At 41.0% G+C, this 25977-nt stretch carries 20 protein-coding genes; 8 read left to right on the top strand and 12 right to left on the bottom strand.

Annotated elements, in window-relative coordinates:
* Positions 1-123: 123 nt before the first annotated feature.
* Positions 124-1635, bottom strand: coding sequence for a hypothetical protein (locus Q0590_RS28875; protein ID WP_302041123.1), 1512 nt, complete (start codon positions 1633-1635; stop codon positions 124-126).
* An 864-nt stretch (positions 1636-2499) separates the two neighbouring features.
* Here Q0590_RS28875 and Q0590_RS28880 point away from each other — a divergent pair.
* Genes Q0590_RS28880 through Q0590_RS28890 form a run of 3 tightly spaced genes read left to right on the top strand, consistent with a single transcriptional unit; the run spans position 2500 to position 6706 of the window.
* On the top strand, positions 2500-4221 hold the full coding sequence (locus Q0590_RS28880; protein WP_302041124.1) for an ABC transporter substrate-binding protein: 1722 nt from the start codon (positions 2500-2502) through the stop codon (positions 4219-4221).
* 5 nt (positions 4222-4226) lie between these two features.
* Positions 4227-5612, top strand: coding sequence for an ABC transporter permease (locus Q0590_RS28885; protein WP_302041125.1), 1386 nt, complete (start codon positions 4227-4229; stop codon positions 5610-5612).
* Entirely contained in the window at positions 5609-6706 is a 1098-nt protein-coding gene (locus tag Q0590_RS28890) for an ABC transporter permease (RefSeq protein ID WP_302041126.1), read from the top strand. The genes Q0590_RS28885 and Q0590_RS28890 overlap by 4 nt, the downstream gene beginning before the upstream one ends.
* A 69-nt stretch (positions 6707-6775) precedes the next feature.
* Here the strand turns inward: Q0590_RS28890 and Q0590_RS28895 are convergent, their stop codons facing one another.
* The 7 genes from Q0590_RS28895 to Q0590_RS28925 form a co-directional block, all read right to left on the bottom strand.
* The gene (locus Q0590_RS28895) at positions 6776-8674 is read right to left on the bottom strand and encodes a vWA domain-containing protein (RefSeq protein WP_302041127.1); all 1899 of its coding nucleotides are present in this window, start codon (positions 8672-8674) and stop codon (positions 6776-6778) included.
* A 159-nt stretch (positions 8675-8833) separates the two neighbouring features.
* Positions 8834-10078 carry an MFS transporter gene (locus Q0590_RS28900; RefSeq protein WP_302041128.1) on the bottom strand — a complete coding sequence of 415 codons (1245 nt, stop codon included), beginning with the start codon at positions 10076-10078 and terminating at the stop codon, positions 8834-8836.
* Positions 10079-10176: 98 nt separating this feature from the next.
* Entirely contained in the window at positions 10177-10947 is a 771-nt protein-coding gene (locus Q0590_RS28905) for a 3-ketoacyl-ACP reductase (protein ID WP_302041129.1), read from the bottom strand.
* Between the two features lie 136 nt (positions 10948-11083).
* The gene (locus tag Q0590_RS28910) at positions 11084-12229 is read right to left on the bottom strand and encodes a Gfo/Idh/MocA family protein (RefSeq protein ID WP_302041130.1); all 1146 of its coding nucleotides are present in this window, start codon (positions 12227-12229) and stop codon (positions 11084-11086) included.
* Between the two features lie 120 nt (positions 12230-12349).
* Positions 12350-13480: a serine hydrolase domain-containing protein gene (locus Q0590_RS28915; RefSeq protein WP_302041131.1), complete on the bottom strand. Its 1131-nt coding sequence runs from the start codon at positions 13478-13480 to the stop codon at positions 12350-12352.
* An 82-nt stretch (positions 13481-13562) separates the two neighbouring features.
* On the bottom strand, positions 13563-14402 hold the full coding sequence (locus tag Q0590_RS28920) for a sugar phosphate isomerase/epimerase family protein (protein ID WP_302041132.1): 840 nt from the start codon (positions 14400-14402) through the stop codon (positions 13563-13565).
* Positions 14403-14467: 65 nt separating this feature from the next.
* Complete coding sequence (locus Q0590_RS28925; RefSeq protein ID WP_302041133.1) at positions 14468-15856, bottom strand: glycoside hydrolase family 88 protein; 1389 nt, start codon at positions 15854-15856, stop codon at positions 14468-14470.
* Between the two features lie 269 nt (positions 15857-16125).
* Here Q0590_RS28925 and Q0590_RS28930 point away from each other — a divergent pair, with 269 nt between their 5' ends.
* The 5 genes from Q0590_RS28930 (at position 16126) to egtD (ending at position 21150) form a co-directional block, all read left to right on the top strand.
* Positions 16126-16719, top strand: coding sequence for a hypothetical protein (locus Q0590_RS28930; protein WP_302041134.1), 594 nt, complete (start codon positions 16126-16128; stop codon positions 16717-16719).
* Positions 16720-16838: 119 nt separating this feature from the next.
* On the top strand, positions 16839-17780 hold the full coding sequence (queG, locus tag Q0590_RS28935; protein ID WP_302041135.1) for a tRNA epoxyqueuosine(34) reductase QueG: 942 nt from the start codon (positions 16839-16841) through the stop codon (positions 17778-17780).
* A gap of 174 nt (positions 17781-17954) precedes the next feature.
* On the top strand, positions 17955-19244 hold the full coding sequence (egtB, locus tag Q0590_RS28940; protein WP_302041136.1) for an ergothioneine biosynthesis protein EgtB: 1290 nt from the start codon (positions 17955-17957) through the stop codon (positions 19242-19244).
* A 71-nt stretch (positions 19245-19315) separates the two neighbouring features.
* Positions 19316-20053, top strand: a complete 738-nt coding sequence (locus Q0590_RS28945; protein ID WP_302041137.1) for a DUF3784 domain-containing protein — start codon at positions 19316-19318, stop codon at positions 20051-20053.
* Between the two features lie 83 nt (positions 20054-20136).
* Positions 20137-21150 (top strand): L-histidine N(alpha)-methyltransferase, encoded by a 1014-nt coding sequence (gene egtD, locus Q0590_RS28950; RefSeq protein WP_302041138.1) that lies wholly within the window; start codon positions 20137-20139, stop codon positions 21148-21150.
* 120 nt (positions 21151-21270) lie between these two features.
* Here the strand turns inward: egtD and Q0590_RS28955 are convergent, their stop codons facing one another.
* From Q0590_RS28955 to Q0590_RS28970, 4 genes are all read right to left on the bottom strand, one after another.
* Complete coding sequence (locus Q0590_RS28955; protein WP_302041139.1) at positions 21271-22371, bottom strand: efflux RND transporter periplasmic adaptor subunit; 1101 nt, start codon at positions 22369-22371, stop codon at positions 21271-21273.
* 66 nt (positions 22372-22437) lie between these two features.
* Positions 22438-23685 carry an ABC transporter permease gene (locus Q0590_RS28960; RefSeq protein WP_302041140.1) on the bottom strand — a complete coding sequence of 416 codons (1248 nt, stop codon included), beginning with the start codon at positions 23683-23685 and terminating at the stop codon, positions 22438-22440.
* A gap of 57 nt (positions 23686-23742) precedes the next feature.
* The gene (locus tag Q0590_RS28965) at positions 23743-24984 is read right to left on the bottom strand and encodes an ABC transporter permease (protein WP_302041141.1); all 1242 of its coding nucleotides are present in this window, start codon (positions 24982-24984) and stop codon (positions 23743-23745) included.
* A gap of 30 nt (positions 24985-25014) precedes the next feature.
* Positions 25015-25716 (bottom strand): ABC transporter ATP-binding protein, encoded by a 702-nt coding sequence (locus tag Q0590_RS28970; RefSeq protein WP_302041142.1) that lies wholly within the window; start codon positions 25714-25716, stop codon positions 25015-25017.
* Between the last annotated feature and the right edge of the window lie 261 nt (positions 25717-25977).

Below are 25977 nucleotides of genomic sequence, written 5' to 3' on the forward strand. Positions count from 1 at the left end.
AAAATCACTTTAATCCGGCAAAATTGTAACAAATAAAATAGTGTATTTAACCTGTACTAGGGCTATTTACTTAAAATGTTTCCTGCGATGTGCATCAATAAGGTTTCAATGTTAAATGAGCAATTAACCCATATTTTTCTGTAGTTGATGTTTGGTAGCCATCATAATATCCAATATCATTTCCCAAATATGTTCATAGGGAATAATCTCTATCTCTGCATAGGCTTCCCCGGGAGGAGTTATAACCTGTAATTTCTCATATAAGTATTTCCCTTTTTTCCGGCAATACATAGGTTTAAAGTCTTCTTTTATTGGAATCATGAGCAATTTAAAAAAGGCTTTTGCCCGGTCGCTGAAATTATCTTTTAGATGAGTTCCTGCATATTTGCGCATAGCTTCTATCCTATGTAACAGACTTTCCAGGTCATTTTTTTTCAGGAAGTATAAGTATTGTAAAATAAGAATGGCTACATTAAAGCCTTGTTTATCCTTGCCGTATTCGGGTACTGAGTTAATAAGCGTCTGATAGGTAAAATCCGAATACAAAGTTTCGGAAGGATGTACAAAATAGAGGTAACTTCTATAAAGCACCCATCGCTCTTTGGCCATACGTCCGATTTTAGAAAAAAAAGGGTTTTCATCAGTCTGCTGAATTATTTGTAATGCAAGGGTATATTCCCGGGCATGCAGAGCTAGCAGAAAATAGTTCTCCATAAACGCAAACCAGTTATTGGAGGAGGGATCAAAAGCTTGTAAATACTCTCTGGCAAAGTATAAACCCTTTTCATACTCTTTGCTGCGTAAGTATGCATGCACATTCATAAACTTGTTAAACCGGTGATCAAACCGCATGGGATTTATTTTACCATTCTCAAACAATTGATCTGATTCGCTAGTAATGTGGATAATTTCAGTAGGCTGCCCTACCATATCATAGAAAAATATCTTTAACTTATAATAATAGTGGAAGTTATTAAAGGAATGCGATTGTTTCCAGAGTTTGTGCAGGCGTTCGAGTATGGGAACCAGCTTAGGCAAAAATTCTTTCCGTGCCTGTATCGATTTACTCAACTCAAGCCGGGCAGTATTATAATAATCTTCTGCTTCTTGTTCAAATTTTAATATATTCCGGTAATGCAAAAGCAATTCTTTGCTTTTATAAAATAAGTAGGATTTGCCAACCTGTGCGTAGATACCTAGCAGTACCTCCAGGCTTGAGACGGTAATGTAAGTAAACTCTGCTTCGAAGGAGATTTTCAGTAATTTATTAAGCAATCGTTCCGAAGTTTTGTATTCCCCCAGGTTAATAAGCATTCTAGCCTGATGCAATAAATTCAAACACTCCTGCTCATATTTATGAGATATTTTAGAACGGTTATTGAAATCAAGAAAGAATAAGTGGTTTAGTAATTTTTTACGTAACCTGGATTTCGCCATCTTGTAACTGGCTTGGTCTGGCGTACTGTTATATAAATGAATGGCGGCCTGCTCATCGGAGGTGAACTTTCCCTGTTGAATACCATAAAATAATTCCATATCTTTACTCAACTTCTTTTCGGCATCCCACTCCAGAAAGGCAATTTTTTTTTGAGCCCTGTTTGTTACAATTTTTACCAATTCCCTTAATTCTTCCATATTTTTTTGCTTATCAAAAACTAAAATCTATCATTAAACGCAGAAAATAAAGCTTTTCCCTTTTTTTACCTGCTGTTACAATTATACCTGAATTTTCCTGTTATTTTAATTTTCAGGATTTTACCTTTGTTGCAAGCAATTAATTTTCATCGGGTTGCTCCAGTAGTAGTAGACTGAAGTACCGACATTCATCCGGCAGCTTATGGTTGCCGGATGAATATATTGTTTAAATATTTTTCCATATAATTTTCCAAAAATGTAAAAAAAAACTAGATTGATATTGTTACAAATAGATCAAATTTAGCAGATTTTTTGTCTGTAATTGTATTTTATTGCCTGACAAAAATCAGTTTTTACCAATAAATCATACACGCTATAAATTATCTTCCTTGTTACATTCAAAGGCAAATCTTCCTGGTTTGCCTTTTTTTTATTTGTGATCTTTGAACATCAATAAAGCACAAAGTAAATCTAAACATAAACTACTACTTTAAATTATCTACTACTATGACAGCCTTAATTGCTTACTTTATCCTTCAGTCTACTTTCTTAACTACTAGCCCAACACCTAAAGCTACAGCAACTAAAACGACAACAAGTACTAGCACACAAACTTGTGCCATTGGATGGGATGATAACGACTAAATTGCTGCGCTGATAAGATATACAATATCCAAACCGGTAGGCTTTTTCTTACCGGTTTTTTTAATTAGGTTTCCCCTTTAGACTACAGGCATACCTTAGTTAGCTACCCTCTGCCTATAACTCTCAGGGATTATGAAACACTCAAATAAACCCTGGTTCCGTACCCTTGGTTTGTATTTTTTTACTTATTTTACATCTGCTATATGAATTTACTATTGCATGAGTGAAATAAGATTTATACTAGTACTTACCTTTTCACTTCTTACGTGTTGTAAGCATTCCACGAATGCTGTGCAGGAGGTACGGGTTAGATTACCGCAAGATCCAGAGAATATAAATCCTATTACCTATACAAATACACAAGGTTTACAAATTATAAATTTATTGTTTCAAAGCCTTTTGTATACCTCGGGAACACAAGCGACGCTTGAACCTTTGCTTGCCCAATCCTTACCTGTTGTACAGCGGTCTGATTCAACCATCCTGATTACCTACCGACTGCGGCCACAAGCAACCTGGGATAACGGCAAACCAGTAACAGGCAACGATGTAGACTTTTCGATGAAGTTGATTAAATGTCCCGGGCTAAACAATGAAAAACTCCGTATGCGCTACGAAGCCGTACAGGCAGTGCTCACAGATTCAACAGATCATTCGGCAGTAACCTTTGTATGTGACAAAAATACGGCTGATCCGGTCAGGCTTACTGGCGCTTTGTTTATTCTTCCTTTGCATATTTATGATCCAGACAATCTGTTAAAATCCTTTAGCCTTCAAAAACTCACGACTCACTTTGACTCCTTAAAAACTAACAACCAAATCAGAGCATACGCCGAGTGGTTTGGAAAGGAAAGCGTTCATAGACAAAGCCAATTTTTGAATGGCAGTGGAGGCTATAAAGTTAGAGATTGGCAAACAGGTGAGCATGTTATTTTAGAGCGAAAAGAAAAGTGGTGGCCTGCAACTCTAGCGGATAAACCCAATTATCTAACAGCTAATCCGCCTAGAATCAATTTTCATATAATTCCAGATAATACAACTGCCCTACGTGCATTAACTACCAATGGAGTCGATGTATATAGTAATATTCCAGCTACCGACTTTGTCAATCTAATGCAGGATCAGAATTTTAGGGAAAACTACTCCACATTTACACCTGAAACGCATGATTTTACCTACATCGGTATTAACAGCCGTGATGAAAAATTTGCCAACCGTTTAACACGTCAGGCGTTAGCCCATTTATTGGATGTGCCTGCCTTTATAAAAGTTACTCAAAAGAATTTTGCTACCCGCACCATTGCTCCCCTCAAACCGGATGATCCATTCTATAATAGGCAAATCCGGGCGTATGAGTATAATCCCCAAAAAGCCGTTCAGTTATTAAAGCAGGCTGGATGGGAAAACATAAATGGTCAATGGAAAAAATTTATTTCAGAGGCGGCAATACCTCTCGAAATTAATTTGCAATACCGGGCAGGCAACACGGAGTATGAAAATATTGCGCTTATTTTCCAACAGGCTGCTCAGCAAATTGGTGTACCAGTAGATATACAACCGGTGGAAGGGAGTACCCTTACAGATAATTTACGCGCTCACAAGTTTGACATGTTTATCAGAGGAATTTCTGGTAGCCCAGGAGAATACGATTACAAATCAATTCTGCATACAGAGAGTGCAGAAGTAGGAGGAAACAACTATCCGGGATTCGGCACTCCGGAAAGCGACAAATTAATTGAGGCAATAAACGATGCCAGTAACGATACATTAAAAGCCCAACTCCTGTTCCGTTTTCAAGAGATATTGCATACAGAAGCCAATCCTATTTTTCTATATACAGCAAAGAACCGCATTGCAGTAAATAACCGGCTGACAAATACACGGTTAACCACTAGCAAGTATGGATTTGATGTAAGTGCTTTTACGTTTTCTGCTCAATAACTGATATGGTTAACTATCTGCTGAAACAGATATGGTGGATCATTCCAACGCTTTGGTTTATTTCTTCTGCTGTGTTTGTATTACTTAAACTGATTCCAGGGGAGGCAACTTTTCTGCAGGAAGAAGAATCTGGTGTAAACTCAGCTTCCAGATCAGCCATTTACAGACAGTATCTGGAAAGAACCGGGCAAAATCTTCCACTATTTTATGTTAGCTTCCGGTCGGCTGCCGAACCTGATACGTTAAAATCTATCCTCCCCATAAGCGAGCAGCAATTTCTTAGAAGTATGGCTCTAACCTACGGTAACTGGCCGTTAGTAGCTGAATTCTATACACATCTATTAAAGCTTAAAGCTATAAGTAAAAAGCAATCAGACCCCCAGTTGCGCTCCTATTATCAAAAACAACTTACTAAACTCTTTGAGGCGAGAGACGCAACTACCCTGCAACATATACTTTCTGCTATAGAACAAACGCATCAACGTTCCACAACTAATCCAGCGATACTAGCTGTTTGTGAAGCAACCAGGCAAAGCTTTACCCAGCTTCAACAAAATAAAACACCTTATACAAAATACATTCCTGTATTCAACTGGCATGGTGGCCATAACCAATATCACCAATCGTTGCGGAATGTGGTGAAAGGGGATCTGGGTATTTCTCTTAGAGATGGCAGACTAGTCCATTCTATTTTAGCAGAGGCTATTGGAAATACATTTTTACTTTCGTTGTGTAGCTTGCTGATGATCTTTACCATAGCCATACTACTTAATTTTCTGTTGATTCATGAAGATTATTCATGGTTACGCAAACCAGTATTACATACAGTGTATGTGCTAGATACTATTCCGCTGTTTTTACTGGCATCTTTACTAATTATCTTGCTGGCAAGTAACCAGTATTTGTCTTTATTCCCGGTATATGGCTTAGGCACCATATCAGAGGAGGCCACATGGCTCGAAAAAATTTCTATACGCTTGTACCATCTAGCTATTCCAGGTATCTGCCTGACAGTAAGCAGCATCCCCTATGTAATCAGTCAGTTGAATGCTGCAATGACGGAAGTAAAACAGGCAGATTACATACAAACGGCCAGAGCTAAAGGAATAGCAGAATGGAAGATTGTTAGGCAACATATCTTTAAAAATGCTTTATTGCCATTAATTACCTTATTTTCTGGCTTTATTCCGGCTCTATTGGGAGGTGCTGTGGTGATAGAAGTAATTTTTGCCATTCCAGGTATGGGCCGGTTGCTGGTAGATTCTGTACTAGCCAGAGACTATCCGGTAGTTCTGGGAATAGTGTTGGTAATGGCCTTTGCAAAAATGGCAGCCCACAGTATAGCCGATGTGCTGTATTATCTGGCCGACCCACGGATACGATTTTCATGAAAGTTAAAACAGCAAAAAACACCTCATCCGCATTTAAGAAAAAGAGAGCCCCTAAAGCAGCCTTTTTTTTTCTGAGTCTGGTGGGTTTTTGTATTGTATTTGCTGATCTGCTGCCCTTGCCATTTTCACCCACTGCGTTAGATTTACAACATATCTATTTGCCACCTCTCCAGACTCAGGACTATATAGCCGGGAAACCCTTTCATTGGCTGGGCACAGACCATTTAGGACGTGATGTACTGGCAAATATTATTTATGGTTGCCGCACAGCAATTCTCCTCAGTCTGCCAGCTATGGCTATTGCTTCTGCCTTAGGCTTGTTACTTGGTGGAATAGCCGGCTTCTATGGCAATAAAGCAATTAGACTGAGTATTACGCATGTGTTTACTCTCTTGCTTACTTTTGTATTGGCCTATTACTATGGGTTTTATTTGCCAGAATATTCGTTTAAGGAATCAGCTGTAGATGCTACTCAACCTTTTTACCTGAAATGGCTTATTTTTATAAGCATTCTTACTACCGGGCTAGTGGTAAGCAAATGGCTTCATAAACGTATACTTCTTCCACTAAACGTATCTATTCCTATAGACCAGCTGATCATGAAGTGTATAGAAATGCTTTCGTCTGTTCCGCGGATTATTCTGATTCTCTGCCTGGCAGCTTATACACGTCCCTCCTTGTATAATCTAATACTAATCACCGGACTTACATATTGGACAGAACCAGCCAGGCTAATCCGGGCAGAGTTATTACGGGTTAAAACACTAAACTATATTGAATCTGCCAGAGCCATGGGCCTGGCAGATTTCTATATTCTAATCAGGCATGCATTGCCCAATTCCTTATCTTCTATTATTGTAGCCATCACCTTTGGTACAGCCGGGCTTATTTCCTTAGAATCTACTTTATCTTTCCTCAACATAGGTTTGCCGGTAGATTTACCCAGCTGGGGCAGAATGGTAGCCAGCATCCGCAACAACTTTTCCGCCTGGTGGCTGGTACTCTTTCCAGGAATAGCCTTATGTAGTACGGTGTTATCCTTACAAGCAGTAAGTAACTGGCTGGTTTACAAATTGAATCCAAGAAACAGATAGTGTTTATTAAGAAGGAATGCAGGTGAATATTATCTTATACCCCTGCATTCCTTCATTACTGAATTTGTGCTACTTCTTTGTTATCCATTGGCAGGATTTTACCAGATTAATAAATTCCGTGCGGTAGCCTTCTTTGTCTGCTCCTTTGGCGCCTTCTGCCAGGTTTACTATATCCGTATAATTTGCCTGGCCTTTAAACTCTGAATTGCGAAGTAACATGCCAAAGCCGGCTACAGCTGCTGAGAACCGGAAGTTATCAGAAGTTTTACTCAAAGCTACAGGCTCATTTACCAAACTTTTGGTAAGTAATTGGCTTGTTTCACTATCTGGCTGTTTGTAGCGGAGTTTTAAAGTCATGAGTTCTTTAGATGTGAAAGCAGAGGGAGCAATTTTATTTTTCTGGTATTTCAGCTCATCTGTACCAGGCACTTCCTGATCCGTATTGGTAGCATCTGCGGGAATTAATTCATATAAAGCAGTTACCGTATGGCCTGCACCTAGCTCACCGGCATCTTTTTTATCATTGTTAAAATCTTCATTTTTCAGGGCACGGTTTTCATAGCCCACTAAGCGGTAAGCTTTTACTTTAGCCGGGTTAAACTCTACCTGTATTTTTACATCTTTAGCAATAGTAAACAAGGTACCGCCAAACTCATTGACCAACACTTTGCGGGCTTCCATCATATTGTCAATATAGGCGTAATTACCATTGCCTTTATCTGCCAGAATTTCCATTTTGGAATCTTTGTAATTACCCATGCCAAAGCCTAATACGGTCAGGAAAATACCTGTTTCCCGCTTCTGCTCAATGAGTCTTTCCATAGCTGCGTTGCTGGAAACACCTACATTAAAATCACCATCGGTAGCCAGAATTACCCGGTTATTGCCTTCTTTTATAAAGTTTTCTTTGGCTATTTTGTACGCTAACTCTATTCCTGCTCCGCCAGCTGTAGACCCGCCAGCTTGCAGACGATCGAGGGCATCAAGTATTTCTTCTTTGTGGCTACCGGAAGTACTTGGCAGTACTAAACCGGCCGCTCCTGCATATACGACTATAGCTACCCGGTCTTGCGGCCTTAACTGCCCCAACAACATACTAAATGCTGATTTAAGTAAAGGTAATTTCTCCGGAGAATCCATTGAGCCCGACACATCCACTAAAAACACCAGATTAGAAGGCGGCAAGTTTTGGGTAGGAATTTCTTTGCCTTGCAATCCAATATGCACTAACCGGTGATTTTTATTCCAGGGACAATCGGACATTTCGGTCGTGATAGAAAAGGGATCTTTGCCTGTAGGCTGCGGATAATCGTAGGTAAAATAATTTACCATCTCCTCAATCCGAACGGCATCTTTGGGAGGCATTTGTCCTTGATTTAAGAAACGCCGCATGTTGCTGTAGGAAGCCGCATCTACATCGATCGAAAAAGTAGAAAGCGGATTTTTTAACGCCTCGCGGAAGCCATTCTCTTCAACAGCCTCATATTCTTCTGTATTATGGCTAATTCTATCTTCATCAGCCATAACACCCATGGGAGCAGTGGGGGCAGCCATCGTTATCTCACTCTCCATAATCATATATGCATCGGCAGCTTTTTCTTCATTTTTGAATTTTTTAGCCATCGGCCTTGCCCGATGAATAGTAACCACCTCTTGCAAGGCTTGTACATCAGGTGTTAACTTTACATCAATTACCTGCCGGTTATTTACCTTAACTTCCAAAGTCTTATAGCCAATATAGCTGAACACTACTACACCATTGGATTGCGGAATTGTAATTTCGTAGTTGCCTTTTGCATCAGAAGTGGTGCCAATAGACGTGCCTTTTGCGAGGATGTTTACCCCTGGCAAAGGAGAGCTGTTTTCGGCATCGGTAATGGTGCCTGTAATTTTATGGTCTTGCTTTACTTCATACATTCCCAGGAAAGCATACACCACGAGAGTGAAGGTAATAATGAATTTGCCCATAGATGTGTTTTTTCTCTATGATGCAGGGAATGCAATGATTCCATAAAGGCGGAGAAATTTTTGATTCATGCCCTAAAGGGGATGACAATGCAAAAGACAAACTAGCGCATATGGCTATGAAACCCAGATTGGAATATATTTTCAAATTTTCACATTTCCCTACTCTTCTTCCAGATAATCCAGGTCTTTATGAAAAGTTTCTTCCAGAAAATACAGGGCAATAAAGGCAACCACTATTGTAATGATTCCTACAATAGCACCACCATACACTACGCCTACGCTTTCTTTTATTTTCAGGAAAACCAGAGTAATGGGAATAAAAGCACCTCTCACAAAGTTTGGCACCGTAGTGGCAACGGTAGCCCGCAAATTAGTACCAAATAGTTCTGCCGCAATAGTAACAAACAAGGCCCAGTAGCCATTGGCAAATCCTAAAAACACACAGATGCCATAAAAAAAGGTGAGTTCTTTTACCGGAGAGAATAAATACACCAGAATAAACAGCGTGGACAACGAGATAAACAAACGGATAACTTTTTTGCGGCTTTTGACATACTGGCTAAGAAAGCCACTGATTATATCGCCGGCAACTTGTCCGGAAAAAGCCAGCATCACCGCTTTTCCGGCTACTACCGGCTCACTAATTCCCATAGCTTTGCTGAACTCTGGAGAAAAAGTTATCAGAATTCCCATCACAAACCATATCGGTAAGCCTACCAGAATACATTTTATATATTTGGCAAAGCGGGCTTTATTGGTAAATATCATGAAGATATTCCCGCGCTGTACAGATTGTTGTTTAATTTGCTTAAAAATACCTGATTCAAATACTTTTACGCGCATCAGCAGCAACAGCAATCCTAATCCGCCGCCAATAAAATACGAGATCCGCCAGTCGAACAGGTCGGCAATGAAGTAGGCGAGAATGGCACCCATTACCCCCATAGTGGCTACAAGGGTAGTACCATAGCCGCGGATTTCTTTGGGTAATACCTCGGCTACCAGCGTAATTCCTGCACCCAATTCCCCAGCTAAGCCAATGCCTGCAATAAACCGGAGTATGGCATATTGCCCAATAGTGGTTACCATGCCATTAGCCAGGTTGGCAAGAGAATAAATAAGAATAGAACCAAACAGTACAGATAAGCGACCTTTTTTGTCTCCTAAAATTCCCCAGAAAACGCCGCCAATCAACAAACCGGCCATTTGCATATCCAACAGCATAATGCCATCTTCCAGCAGCCTGTCATCCGTAAGCCCTAAAGCCCGCAGACTGGGCACCCGCACGATACTGAACAGAAATAAGTCATACATATCTACTAAATATCCCAATGCAGCTACAATTACCGGAATTTTAAAGAGCTGTTTGGATACATTAGTCTGGGTGGTTGCCTGGTTGAGCATAAAAATATGATGAAATGTGTAAACTTGAAAATATGGAAATGTGCTATAGTATGCTCCTACAAAATTTTACTTTGTCAGATGACTCATTGGCACATCACTTATAACCTAGGCATGGTGAGTCCGCCATCTACCATAATTACCTGGCCGGTAGAATAGGGAAAATCGCCTTTGGCTAGCGCTGCCACTGCTTTTCCTACATCTTCGGGGTAGCCCCACCGTTTTTGCACACATAAGCCTCCCTCTATTAAGCGGTCGTATTTTTCTGTTACGCCGGCCGTCATATCGGTTTTGATTACGCCAGGCCGGACTTCGTATACCGGAATGTTAAACTCTCCTAAGCGGGCGGCAAATAGTTGTGTAGCCATACTTAACCCGGCTTTAGCAATACAATACTCTCCCCGGTTCACAGATACCACCGTAGCTGATATGGACGACACATTAACAATACATCCCCAGAAATCGGCTTGCGCGTTTTTCTGCGCAATCATCCAGTTGGCAGCGGCCTGGGTCAGAAAGTAAGCTCCTTGCAGGTTGGTAGAAAGTACATAATGAAAGCTTTCTTCGGTAGCTTCCAGAATATCGCGGCGTTCTTTAGGAGCTACCCCTGCATTATTTACCAGCACATGCAATCTGCCAAAATGATTTTTAATTTTAGCTAACATAGCTTCTCTGGCCTCTTTAGAAGCAATATCTCCCTGGCAATAGATCACCTCAGCTCCTAATCCTTGCAAATGAGCCATCACGTCTTTCACGGATGCTTCTTCCCGGACACCATTGATAGCTAAGTCAAAGCCACTTTTGGCTAGATGTTCGGCTATACCTAATCCGATTCCCCGGCTGCCTCCGGTTATAAATGCTACTTTTTTCATAAATGATTACTATCCTCAATTAGTAGGTAATTGAATTTCGAATACCGAACAAGGAATGCCGGATGACTAAGTAGTATTTCTTCATCAGTCATTATTCCTTGTTCATCTGTTGGATTTCAGTATACTCTATCCACTCTTACAACTCTTCCACCTTTACCCAGCAACGTTTTTCCCAGCTTTCTATGCCTTTTTCTGCCAGTTGTACACCTTTAGCTCCCTCATATAAATTCCAGGGAAAGGGATCATCTTTTACTACATGTTTCAGGAAAAGCTCCCATTGTGCTTTAAAAGCATTATCGTATGGCTCCTGCTCTGGTACTTTTGCCCATCCTTCAAAAAATTTAATTGGCTGCTCAATATCTGGGTTCCAGACTGGTTTGGGCGTATTGCCATAGTGTTGAATATAACATTCGCGTAAGCCGGCCACCGCAGAGCCTTTGGTACCATCCACTTGCAAGGTTAATAGGTCATCCCGGCGAACACGTACCGTCCAGGAGGAATTGAACTGGGCTATTATGCCTCCTTCCAGTTCAAAGGTGGCATAGGCGGCATCGTCGGCGGTGCATGTATAGGGTTTGCCTTGTTCGTCTATGCGTTCGGGAATATGGGTAGCACCCAGGCAGGATACCGCTTTCACTTTTCCGAAAATATTATCCAGTACATACCGCCAGTGACAGAGCATATCTACAATAATACCTCCATCGTCTTCTTTGCGGTAATTCCAGGAAGGCCGCTGTGCCGGAATGGTATGACCTTCAAACACCCAGTAGCCAAACTCTCCCCGTACCGATAATATCTGGCCAAAAAATCCATTCTGAATTAGCCTTTGCAATTTCAGCAAGCCAGGTAGCCAAAGTTTATCCTGTACTACGCCATTTTTTAGTCCGGCTTCTGTGCACAAGGTATATAATTCCAGGGCAGTTTTTGCATCTACGGCAGTAGGTTTTTCGCAGTACACGTTTTTGCCGGCTTTTACGGCTTTGCGTACGCCTTCTGCCCGCCGGCCGGTGGTTTGGGCATCGAAATAAATGCTGTAATAAGGATCTGCCAGGGGTTCATCTACATTGGTGGTGATTTTTTCTACTCCTGATAGTTTACTGAGTTTCTGGAGTTTATTTATATCGCGGCCTACCAGTATGGGATCTGGCATAATCACTTCACTGGGGCTTATTTTGACACCGCCTTGCCTAATAATTTCTACAATAGAACGCATCAGGTGCTGATTGGTACCCATCCGGCCAGTAACGCCGTTCATGATAATGCCTACTTTATGTTCCTTCATGGAATTGGGGGTTGTTTGGATTTTGTTAATAATTCTATTCTTTAGAGTAGTTTCTTCTTTTTGTTGATAGTACTTATCTATTATTTTCAGGCTTGTACGCTATCGTTTGCCATATTCATTTCAGTTTTGGGTAGTAAGAACTTCTTTTAATTCTCTTAGCAATACCGTTGATCGTAAGTTCAAATCCGTTATTCCCCAGTTATAATTTCTGAGCAGGACTACTCCATATTGAGAATCTGTCTCAAAAAGTAAATTTGCTCTATATCCGGGCGTACCTCCCTGATGGCCAATCGTATGAACAATGCTATCCTGATAGATGGTAAAACCAAGTCCGTAGTTTTCTTCCCAACTTCCTTCTGGTGTTTGCGTAGTCTGCATGGCTATCAAATCATCCTGACTCACTATTTGAGAATAACCCATGTTACAAATCATAAACCTGGCTAAATCATTGGCAGTTGACCAGATCCCACCATTAGGCACAGCCCAACTTCTTCCCACCAGTTCTTTTTCTGGCCGCTCATCGTCATACCCACCCATAGGGCCGCCAGATCTGCCGTGAGCCCAGTGCTGCATCCTGTCTTTAGGTATGGTGTAGAAAGTATTTGTCATACCTAAAGGGTCAAATACTTTTGTTTGCATCAACTCAATAAATGGTTTGTCAGAAGCACGGGAAAGAGCCAATCCTAGAATGCCAAAGCCTATATTTGAATAATTGTATTTCTCACCTGGTTTGTGGGTAAAATCTGTGAATGGCAGGCAGTCTACTAAAATTGACTCCCATTCCTCCACACTCCCATGGCGATATTGCATGTGAGGAAGGTGAGTCAAGCCTGATGTATGACTAGCTAATTGACGAAAGGTGAATTTTGTAGAATCCGAATACCCTTTAATCTTTCTAACCTCTGGTAAATACTTCTCAACTGGTTCATCCAGAGATATAGTACCCTCTTTTATCAGTTGCATCATCAGAAATGCTGTGAATGATTTGGAAATGGATCCTATTCTGTAAATATTGTTTGTGTCTGCCTGTAAACCCTTTAAATCTGATATTCCAAAAGCTTTTGACCGGATAATTTGATCTCCTTTCACAATGACCATTGACATGCTCCCATTGAGATTGTCGTCACGTAGATCTTTCTGCAGTTGCCATTCAAACTCATCAAGAATTGCATCTATTTCCCTTTCTGAGGATGGTGACTTATCACATCCAATCAGCGTAAATAGGAATAATATTGCAAAAACTTTTTTCATATGAAAGAGGAAGTGCTGAACATAATAAGTATCTACACATTATATATTCTACTCTTTAAACATCTACAAGTAAATTCCATCTTCAAGAGTGCTCCAGATACGCCTCTTTAATCTTCTTCAGAAAAGCAGATTGATCTTCGGACCAGTATTTAGTAGAAAATATTTCTACCTCATTAAAGCCATTGAACCCGGCTTTCTCCACCCAGCTGCGGATTTGCCTCACAGGAATACAGCCTTCACCCATTAAACCGCGGTCATTCAGCATATCGGTAGTAGGGGTTTTCCAGTCGCAGATGTGGAAGGCAAACAGGTGTCCATTTTTGCCGCAACGGGCAATTTCGGCTTCCAGGTATGGGTCCCACCAGAGGTGGTATACGTCCACGGCTACTCCTACATAGGCAGAGTTAATTTCTTCTGCCATATCATTTGCCTGAGCTAAGGTGTTGATGGCAGAGCGGCTATCGGCATACATGGGGTGAAGCGGCTCTATGGCTAATTTAACCCCGGCACTCTCCGCATAAGGCAATACCGTTTGAATTCCCTCTTTTATCTGCTTTCGTGATTCTTCCAACGGTTGACCAGGTACGGCTCCACATACGAGTACAATCATAGGGGCACCTAAGGCAGCTGCTTCATCTACGGCTTTTTTGTTATCATCAATGGCTTTTTGTCGGCCACTTGCCTCCAGATGCGGAAAGAAACCGCCGCGGCATAAAGAGATTACCTGTAAGTTATAATCCCGCAGCATTTGCCCGGTTTGTTTAATATCTCTCCCATATAAGGCATCTCTCCAGACCGTAATACCCCCAATGCCTTCTTCAAAATAGTGTCTGGCGGCTTCTTCAATGGTCCAGGGTTTAGTGGTAATAGTATGGATACAGAGTTTCGAAAAATCTGTTACAGGTTTAGGGGGAGTAGTCATTAGACAATGGTCAGTAAGAATTTTCAGTAGTCATTCGTCAGCAGTCATTCGTCAGTAATCATTGGTCATTGCCCAGACGCGCAGGAATAAAACGTGTAATACGGCTCGTTTTTAATCATCCGCCCTACATACAAGGCCAGTTCCCGGATATGATAATCGCCCCACATACTGGATTCGCCATAGGGGATTTTACTTCCTTCCGGTACATAATCCCATCCATTCGGGCGGTGATAAATAGAGTGCAGCAACAATCCCTGATGATTGGGATCTGTACTCAGATAGGGCTCTTCCAATAATCTATTCAGCACCGTTAAACCTGCCTGACGGTAGGTATTTCCATCATCCGTTTGCCCTTTGTTTATTAAATAGTTGCCTAACCGTAGCAACCCTTGGGCTCCAATGGCTGCAGCTGAGCTGTCTACCGGTTCGTGTTCATTATAAGGTTCAGCTGGACGTTCCAGATAATTACCTAATTTATGCAGGTTTGGTGCCCCAGTATCCCAATAAGGAATGCCATCTACCGGCGTATGGGCTATATAAAAATCACAGGTGGCTCTGGCAGCTTTCAGCATAAACTCTTCAAGCTGCTTTCTTCCACCGAAGGCCTCTAATTCTGTATCAGGTAATATTTCAAGGCATTCCAGTTCTTCGGCAAAGCCACACATTGCCCATGCCAGGCCACGTGTCCAGGTGGTAAAGCCAGAATAGCCTTGCTGAGAGTTAGGACTGCGGAAATTGCCATCTTTGGTATTGAAAATACTTTCGTGAGCGGTACGTCCCCAGATATCATAGGAGTCGCGTCCTTCCCCGTAGTATACCGAATAATTGGCGGTGGCTTTGCTATGAAGCAAGGCTCTCTCCAACAGATTTATCTTTACATCATTCTCTGCCTGAAACACATGGCCCAGCAGATGGCTTACCACCAAAGCCCGGCACGAACGGATGGTATCGACAAACAAGGAATGTGGACCGTTGAAGGAATGAATAAACCCCCCGTTTTTGATGGTAGTCCAGCGACTGGCTTGCACGACACCGGAAATTTTCAATGCCAGTTCATAAAAGTTCTTTTCCCACTCATTATACTCCGTTTTGCCTTCCTTCATCAGCCGCAGCAGATTGCCATAGGTACTTACGTTATTAAAGCCATGATCGTGTACACCAATATGGCTGATATGCGGAGCCATTACTTCCAGTGTTTTTTTCCTTCCGCTTTGCAAAAATTCCTTCTCTCCGGTGGCATCGTATTGAAGAATAGCTGAACCAAACTGAAAGCCCTGTGTCCACTCGGTCCAGCCACGGGTGCTGTACTGGCCTTTGATGGTAAATACCGGGGAGCCTTTGGATACATCGTATTTTTTGTCCATCAAGCCGATTTTATTTCCGGAAAGTTCCCAGAAGGTATTGAGTTTGGCTTGGAGGTCAGTGGGTTGCAGGCGGCTGTTAATGGAAATCATTATATGTGTTTTGCTGAATGTATTTAAAAGATAAAATAATTTATACAAGAAGTGCTATTGCTTCTTAAGTAAGATAAAAAATTGGCGATTTTGTACTCATGCCTGCCCATAAAATTTTACTAAGCATGCACAGGAGATGTTTCTAAACAGATTACTGAATAAAGTATACTAAATAATTGAATTGTTCAATCTTAAAGACTATTTTGTTGCAATAAATCCATTCGATTCAATAGTTAAACTGCCATTTTATTTATCAACTTTTTTACTTTATGAAAACCATCCTTACCAGTATAAGCCTGTTGTTTATTTCCTGCTTTAGCTTTGCCCAAGCTACCATTCCTTCTGCTGAAGCCCAAATTAAAGCAGCTGTAATGGCTGCCCCGGCCGATATGCGGGATAAAGCCACCGTTTATGGCTATTCCCCTAATGGCGACTTTGCCGTATTGCGTAAAGGAACCAATGAAATGATCTGTCTGGCAGATGATCCGGCACAGAAAGGCTTCAATGTATCCTGCTACCACAAAGACCTGGAACCGTTTATGGCCCGTGGGCGGGAGCTGAAAAAGGAAGGTAAATCTTTTCAGGAGATCAGCGATATGCGAGAGAAAGAAGCTAAATCTGGTAAGTTGAAGATGCCTAAAAACCCCTCTACTTTGTTTGTATTTACAGCTACAGACGAGAATGTGGACCTGTCTACCGGCGATGTGAAAGAAGGCAATTACCGGTATGTGGTGTATATTCCCTATGCTACGTCTGAAAGTACCGGTTTGCCCCTAAAACCCGAAGCCCCAGGTATGCCCTGGATTATGGATCCTGGCACCCACAAAGCCCACATTATGATTACTCCACCGGCTAAAAAGTAAGTGTACTTTTGAAGAAATCTTATCAGTAGACTGTGTATGCCTAAGCAAAAAGTGTAGATTGAACTAAAATAAGGTGGTAACCCTTTATTTAGAAATACCTTTTCAGTCATATATAACTTATGCTTGCTTCGGCCAAAGCCAGATATACGCAATTGATTAAACAAAAAACCTATGAACTAGGCTTTCAGTATTGTGGCATATCCAAAGCAGACTTTCTGGAAGAAGAAGCTCCCCGCCTGGAAAACTGGCTCAATGCCAATAAGCATGGTCAAATGCACTATATGGCCAATCATTTCGATAAACGGCTGGACCCAAGGCTGCTGGTAGAGGGTGCCAAATCGGTAGTTTCGATGCTGTTAAATTATTATCCGGAGAAAGAACGAGCATCTGGTGAAGAGGACTACAAACTATCCAAATATGCGTATGGCACTGATTACCACTTTGTGATAAAAGACAAGCTCAAAACACTGATTCAGTACATCCAGGAGGAAGTAGGCGAAGTAAACGGACGGGCATTTGTGGATTCTGCCCCGGTAATGGATAAAGTGTGGGCAAAGAAAAGCGGTCTGGGCTGGGTGGGTAAAAACGCTAATCTGCTAAACCGGCAGATGGGTAGCTTCTTTTTTATTGCCGAGGTTATTATAGACCTGGAATTGGAATATGATGGCCCGGTAAAAGATTATTGCGGCACCTGTACCCGTTGTATAGATGCCTGCCCCACCGATGCCATTACAGAACCCTATGTGGTAGATGGCAGTAAGTGTATCTCGTATTTCACCATTGAATTAAAAGAACAGATTCCACCTGAAGTAACAGGTAAGTTCGAAAACTGGATTTTCGGCTGCGACATCTGCCAGGACGTTTGCCCCTGGAACCGCTTCTCCCAACCTCATCAGGAACCACAGTTTAATCCGGCTTCCGGCTTGCTGGAGATGACAAAAAAAGATTGGGAAGAAATTACGGCAGAAGTGTTTAACAGACTTTTCAAAAACTCAGCCGTAAAACGCACTAAACTAGAGGGCTTAAAGCGGAATATTGCTTTTGTAAAAAACGGGAAATAACCTATAATACACATTCACCAGTTATATCTCTACAGTATATGGCTTTATCAATTCCTGTTTTCAACAGGTAATCTGATCAGTATATATCATAAAACAATTTGCTCATTTTATAGTATGTATAAAGCAGGTAAACTTGTTAAATTCCTGCTTATAAAACCACCTTTTCGCAATTATATGAACGCTGTACATTCCACCATTGCTCATCCTGTTACCGATATACTGGAAAAATTCCGGCACACCCGCCAGATGACGGAAGACATTTGTAAACCTTTGGCCATTGAAGATTATTTACCTCAGCCAATGGTAGATGTGAGTCCTCCGAAATGGCACCTGGCGCATACTACCTGGTTTTTCGAAACATTTCTTTTGAGCAGGTTCATTCCCGGTTACACCCCATTTCATCCGGATTATAATTTTCTGTTTAATTCTTACTACAACAATGTAGGTGCCCGTACCGCCCGCAATCACCGGGGATTTTTATCCCGGCCTACCGTGAATGAGATATATGACTACCGTGCTTATGTAAATGAGCAGATGAACCGGCTGGAAAATTATATCACCTCAGCGGATGAACGGGAATGCGTGGAACTGCTTGAAATAGGGTGTAATCATGAGCAGCAGCATCAGGAACTATTGGTGACAGATTTAAAGTATATACTCTCTTGTAATTACATCAGGCCGGTCTACCATACACCTGTATTTCCGGCTGTACATCCGGAGCAGGCTGTAAAAACAGTTTTCCTTCCGGTAGAAGAAGGCATTTATGAAATAGGGCACAAAGGCAATGATTTTTGTTTTGATAATGAACTAGGCGTACACAAGGTATTTCTGAATGCTTTTCATATACAAAACAAATTAGTAACCAATGGCGAATACCTGGAGTTTGTAGAAGCTGGCGGGTATACGGACTTCCGGCACTGGTTATCCGAAGGCTGGGAATTGGTGAAAACTGAACAATGGCAGCATCCGCTATATTGGGAAAACAGGGATGGCGAATGGTATGAATTTTCGTTACATGGCGACATTAAATTAGATAAGCAGGCTCCGGTGTGCCACATCAGTTTTTTCGAAGCTGCTGCTTATGCAGCCTGGGCAGGTAAACGTTTGCCTACCGAGTTTGAATGGGAAATAGCAGCCCGGAAGTACAACCCAGCTTTACAGACAGAAAATAGTCAGGATAAAATGCTTTTTCATCCCTTAAAAGCTAAAAAAGACGACGGCTTGCTTTGCCACCAGCTTTTTGGGGAAATGTGGCAGTGGACCAATAGTGCGTATCTGTCTTATCCTGGGTTCAGTATTGCACCGGGTGCTTTGGGGGAATACAATGGAAAGTTTATGATGAACCAGATGGTACTCCGCGGAAGTTCTTGTGCTACGCCTTATAACCATATGCGGCACACCTACCGGAATTTTTTCCCGCCTAATGCACAGTGGCAGTTTGCCGGTATCCGCCTGGCAGAGTAAAGCCAGCCTGGGAACAGATCTGTTTTTTCCGTATATTGTTTCTATAGCCATCACTTGAACGTTTTCGGATTATGAACTGGATTCTAATTGGTTTAGGATTGTTTTTTATCACTCTAGGCTACTTAATAAAATATGCTAAATGGTACTGGCTTATTGCCGGGTACAATACGGCCTCCCCGGAAGAAAAAGCAAAAGTTGACATTGTGGGGCTTAGCCATTCCATGGGCATAGCTCTGTTTGCTGCAGGGGTAGCAATGTTCCTTTTTGGCATAGGTTCATGGGCTGGCTTAGCTTTACCGGTTCATTTGGGTATAACGCTGATTCCTATTTTGCTTTGTCTGTATCTGCTATGGACTGGGCAGAAATACAGAGTAAACCCTGAGGGCACCGACCGTGGTATTTCTATCGGAATGGGCCTGGCATTAGGTTTACCTTTACTGGCTATTCTAAGTATGATTGCTATCGGAATATTTTATAGCTCCAAACCTGCGATTATTAGCATTACGCCGCAACAAATAAGCATTTCCGGAATCTACGGTACTACAGAAAAAATGGAAAATATTCAGGAAGTAAAACTGCTAACGGCTATTCCTCCTATTGAGTGGAAAAAGAATGGATTTGGGTATGGGGATGTCCGGAAGGGAAAATTTCAGCTACAAGAATGGGGAGATGGAAGATTGTACCTGATTTCCGACAATCCGCCATTTCTATATATCAAAACTGCAGACAGTTATATGCTGGTTAATTACAAAGATTCCGCACGAACAAATCAAGCTTACCAGTCGTTATATTCAAACTGGAAAAAGTAACTATACTTCCGGCCTGCGGAAAGTTGCCAGCAATTTCCATGTTTATTTCTTTACATAATACCCTTACCTAGCTAAATCTGCTCATGCAGTCCAGACAGAATGTTATTCAAGCTACTGAAAAACAAACTATACCTGTTTTTCAGCCTAATACCTTTGCTTATGATGTGTTCAGCGGCTTATTAAAACATCCTAAAGAACTTTCATCCAAGTATTTTTATGACACCACCGGCAGCCAGATTTTTGAGCAAATTATGGATCTGCCAGAATATTACCCCACCCGTTGTGAGGCAGAAATTTTTGAAGAACACAAAAACACCGTACTGGAGCTATGCCGGAAAGACTACTTTCATATAGTTGACCTGGGTGCAGGAGACGCTTCGAAAACAGGTATTTTTATAGATCATTTTTATAAGCAACACATAGGGTTTGAATACATTCCGGTAGATATTTCTTCGTATGCCGTAGATGACCTGATAAGAAAACTGAAGCAAAAATACCCGCGGCTTGCCACCAGAAGTGTAGCCACTGACTATTTATCAGCTCTACACTGGATACACGAACACGTACAAGGAAAAAAACTGGTTTTATTTCTTGGATCTAATATTGGCAACTTCAGCATAGAAGAGTGCAGGCTGTTCCTGGCCAACATCTGGCAATTGCTAGATGCAGACGACAGATTGTTAATTGGATTTGATCTGCGAAAAAATGCAGAAATAATCCGGAATGCCTACAATGACAAAAGTGGTGTAACAGCCCAGTTCAATAAAAATTTACTTCGCCGCATCAACACAGAGCTTGGCGGTAATTTTAATCTGGACTCTTTTGAGTTTTATGCCAGTTATGATCCGGTTTCAGGCTTTGTCAAAAGTTACGTTATTAGCAATAAAGCGCAATATGTGTATATTGAAGCTTTTGGCAGAGGTTTCGATTTTAAAGCCTGGGAGACGATTCATATGGAAAACTCCCGCAAATTTACCCTGGAAGAAATAGAAGAATTAGCTGATTTTTGTGGCTACGAGGTAGAAATGAACTTATTTGATAGTAAGCAGTATTTTACTGATTCCATTTGGAAGGTAGTAGGAAAAGCTGACAGGTAATCAATAAATCACTATGCCTCGTTTCTACTATGCTGTTTAAAAAAAGCAAAACCGGCTGTACTCAACCGGTTCTGCTTGATGAAATTTATTAAACCTTTTATTAACCTAAAAAAATCGTTATCAGCTTCCTTTTGTGGCTCCTGGCGCTTCGACTACTTTAATTTTATCCTTCTTTCCCAAACCCGACACTACCTCAATATTAATTCCGTCAGAGATACCAGTTTTTACCAGCCGCTTTTCAAATTGCTGCGGTTGGGTCTCCACCTCTACGAAAGTGCTATCCTTTTTAAATTGCAGCATGCTTTCTTTTACGGCCAGCACATTGTCTTTTTTATCTAGCACAATGTCTGCGTTGGCACTGTACCCGGCGCGTATAAAATCTTTGTCATCTAGTTCCATTTTAGCACGTACCTTAAATTTAATGGCACCTTCAGACGTATCTCCTTTTGGAGCAATATATTCCAGCATAGCTTTATAGGTACGGCCTTCTAAGGCTCCAATTATCAGGTTAAGATCCATACCCTCTTTTATTTTACCTACTTCCGACTCATCTACTAATCCTTCAAATATCAAACTTTTCATATCCGCTACGGTGGCAATGGTGGTTCCGGCATTAAAGGTATTCCGTTCAATTACAGAAGTACCTACTTTTACAGGTACATCCAGCAGCATTCCTTGCACCGGAGAATACACCAAGTTAGATATTTGTCCTTTTCTTTTGGAAGCCCCTTCTCTTACCAATTGCAGATTAGTTTCAGCGGCCTGCAACGCTTCTCTTTTTAAGTCATAATCAACCAGAAATTGATTATATTCCTGTTCGGCTATTACTTTCTGTTCGAATAAACCTTTTCTGCGGTCCAGCTCTTTTTTGGAATTTTCAAAATTGATTCTGGCAGTTTCCAGGGAAGTTTCGGCGTTGTTTACACTTACTATATTTGGAACAATCTTAATTTTAGCTATCAACTGGCCTTCTTTTACCGTTTGTCCTGCATCTACATACAATTCCTCTACTATTCCGGATACCTGAGGCTTGATAGCTACTTCTCTACGTGGAATAATAGACCCAGTAGCTACTGTTTTTTTAACAATGGTGGTAACAAAGGGATTTTCAGTTTTATAAACAACAGGGTCTGTTTTGGATTTCTTATAGAAATAGTATCCCAGCCAAACTGACAGGCCTACAAATACTAATCCGACAATACTAAGAATTACCTTTTTCATGGGTTAAGGAGATATATTTATGTGCAAATGATATTAAATAGTATAAAGTATATAGGTTACAACCAACTACTCGTCACGCAACGCAACCACCGGATCTATATTAGCTGCTTTAGTTGCCGGAATTAAGCCGGCTAATGCTCCACAAATAACAAGCAACAATAGGGCTGTAACGGCGATAGTAAGGTTTACCTCCGGATTTGCAAAGAATTCTCCTTCAGCATTATTTTTCTTTAACAAAAAGTTAATTAAAGCGATTAAACCTGTTCCCGTCACCAAACCAACATATCCGGCTACGCCTGTAATTACGATTGACTCTTGCAGAATAAGACTGATGATGGACCAGGGTGTAGCACCCAGCGCTTTGCGTATGCCTATTTCTTTGGTACGTTCCTTCACCACAATCAGCATAATATTCCCTACGCCTATGATGCCGGCGATAATAGTTCCGATACTAACTACCCAGCTAAAGCCTTTAATACCAATAAACAACCCTTGTATGCGGTTAAATTCTTCTTCCACATTTGCAGACCCTAGCGCCCGTACATCGTCTGGGTGAATATTGTGCCGCTGCGCTAGCAACGTTTTTACCTTCTTTTCTATCACTTCAGCAGGAATACCATCCTGTGGCACCATAGCAAAAAAGTCTACGCGGTTGTATTGATTATAAGCTTGCTGCAATGTTGTACTTGGGATAAATATTGTTTGTGCATCTTCCTGATTATCCTCTGCACTACCCCGGCCTTTGAATATACCTACTACTTTAAAGAAAACTCCCTTAATACTTATATATTCACCAACTGGATTATCGTCACCAAATAACACTTTTTGTACCCTGGTGCCGATCACGGCTACTTTTCGTCTATCTTTTATGTCCAGAGTATTAATAAAACGTCCATCAATCATTATTACTGGTTTTACACCAGTGTAGTCTGGATATTCTCCGTATACACTAAAAGAGGCATTCTTATTATTTCTGTTGACAGTAAAGTTTCCCTGCATATTATTACGTGGAGCCAAAATAGCTACTTCAGGAATGCTTTGCCGGATAGCAATTACATCGTCATTAGTGAAGGGAATGAATCGGCCGGCCTTTAACCCTTTGTAAGGAATACTGGTGCGTTGAGACCATACAAAAACGGTATTCTTGGCAATATCAAAGCTTCCTACAACGCCATTTTCAAAACCATTGCCCGCTCCTAATAATACTACTAACATAAAAATTCCCCAGAACACACCAAAGGCCGTTAAGGCTGTCCGTAGCTTATGCTTTTTTACAGTGGCATAAATTTCTCCCCATTTATCTAAATCGAACATGGTATAGGTATGTTTGTGACAGTACTATTTTAGTAAATTGTAAGAAGTATATAGTAATTAATCTGCCCGCAAAGCCTCTATGGGCTTAATTTGTGCTGCTTTTATAGCTGGTATTAACCCTGCAATGGCCCCGGCAATCACTAGAATAATAGTAGCGGATAAGGCCACGCCTAAATCCACTTCTGGCCGGGTAAAGAAAGGCAGTTTGGCTCCGGTAGATTCAATCAGGTATCGGATGCCATCCAATAAACCCACGCCTGCCAGTAAACCTAGGTACCCCGAAAAAGCGGTAATTATAATTGACTCTTGAATAATCAAACTTACTATAGAGAAGGGAGTAGCGCCAATTGCTTTGCGGACACCAATTTCTTTGGTCCGTTCTTTCACAATAATGAGCATAATGTTGCTTACACCTACAATCCCTGCTATGAGTGTGCCTACACCTACCACCCAAACAAACATACGGATAGCACTGAATAACCCTTGAAACCGTTTAAAATTCTCTTCATTGTTATTCATGCCGATGGCCTGTTCATCTTCCGGATTAAATCTATGCCGTTTAGCTAATATTTTTTTTACCTGTTCTTCCAGTTCTTTAGCAGCAATACCGGTTTTGGCAGTTAATGCAATGTTGTGTACATTGTGGCTTGGGTTAAATACCGTCTGGTACACGGTAAAAGGAATAAAAGCTCTTTCTTCGAACCTACCGTTATTACCTTCTTTTTTAAATACACCTACTATTTGAAAAAAAACACCTTTAATATTGATATACTGGCCAATTGCTTCCTGATCGCCAAATAAAACTTCTTTTACCCGGTTGCCAATTACTACTACTTTTCTGGAATCAAACATATCATTGCGGTTCAGCAAACGGCCCTCAGTCAGGTTTACCACATCAATAGAAAAATATTCGGGCGAAGTGCCTAGCACACGGAAAGAACCGCTTTTAGTTTTATAGCTTAAGGTATATTCCCCATACAGCCAATTACGGGGCGCCACAATTTCTACGCCTTGAGTCTCACGTCCGATAGCTGCCAGATCTTCATCTTTAAAATTAATTTCTCGTCCGGGTTGCAAGCCATTGTGAGGCATAGATGTGCGTCCATTCCAAACCCATAAACTGTTTGTTGCAAAAGCACCAAATTCACCTTCTATGCCATTCTGCATTCCTTTACCTGCACCTAGCAGCAGAACAAGCATAAAAATGCCCCAAAACACACCAAAAGCGGTTAAGAAAGTACGCAGCTTATTCTTCTGCATAGTCCCTAAAATTTCCTGCCATTTGTCCAGATCAAACATAAAGAAAAGTGTTAAACAGACTGTAACTAATTAATTGGTTACTGTTATAGATTCTTGTGTACTGTAATTGTGACTTTCAATCACCCCATCCTTCAACCGGATCACTCTATCAGTCATATCAGCAATATCATTCTCATGAGTTACAATAATAACAGTCATGCCTTGCTGATTAACCTCCTTAAAAATTTGCATTACCTCATAAGATGTTTTGGTGTCTAATGCGCCGGTAGGTTCATCCGCTAGAATTACTTTAGGTTTGGAAATTAATGCCCGTGCGATGGCTACCCGTTGCTTTTGCCCGCCAGATAGTTCATTGGGAGAATGCTCAGCCCATTCTTTTAAGCCAACCCTATCAAGGTACTCCAATGCTAATTTGTTTCTCTCTTTTCTACTTACTTTTTGATAATATAAAGGCAGTGCCACATTTTCCAGAGCATTTTTAAAAGACAAAAGATTGAAAGACTGAAATACGAAACCCAAAAGATGATTGCGGTAGTAAGCAGCTTTCGTTTGAGATAAATTCTTGATAGAGTTGTTATTCAAGAGATAATCACCTGAATCATACGTATCCAGAATACCTAAAATATTCAGTAAGGTAGATTTACCAGAACCTGAAGATCCCATAATAGACACTAGTTCTCCAGCCTTAATTTGAAGATCAATACCTTTTAACACATGCAATTTGTTGTGACCTATAGAATAATATTTGTTAATGGTATGCAGCTGGATCATAATAAATTAGGATGGGTTGAAGGCTAAATAAGGTTGCTATAGTAAGTAGTATGCAAAATAATGAATTGCAAAAATTTAGAAAGTCATTTATGATAAATGTAAAACTGACCTTATGACTGGTTACCAGCCTATGTGTAGCATTAGATGTTGATTAGTAGTCACAGGTTGCACGTATCGAAAAATAATCGAAGTCAATCCAAAATATCCTGTAAAGAATCCGCTTCAAGGGTGAGATAACATAGGAGGAGGAAGAGCAGGAGC

This window comes from Rhodocytophaga aerolata (genome assembly GCF_030503435.1).
Taxonomy (GTDB): Bacteria; Bacteroidota; Bacteroidia; order Cytophagales; family 172606-1; genus Rhodocytophaga; species Rhodocytophaga aerolata.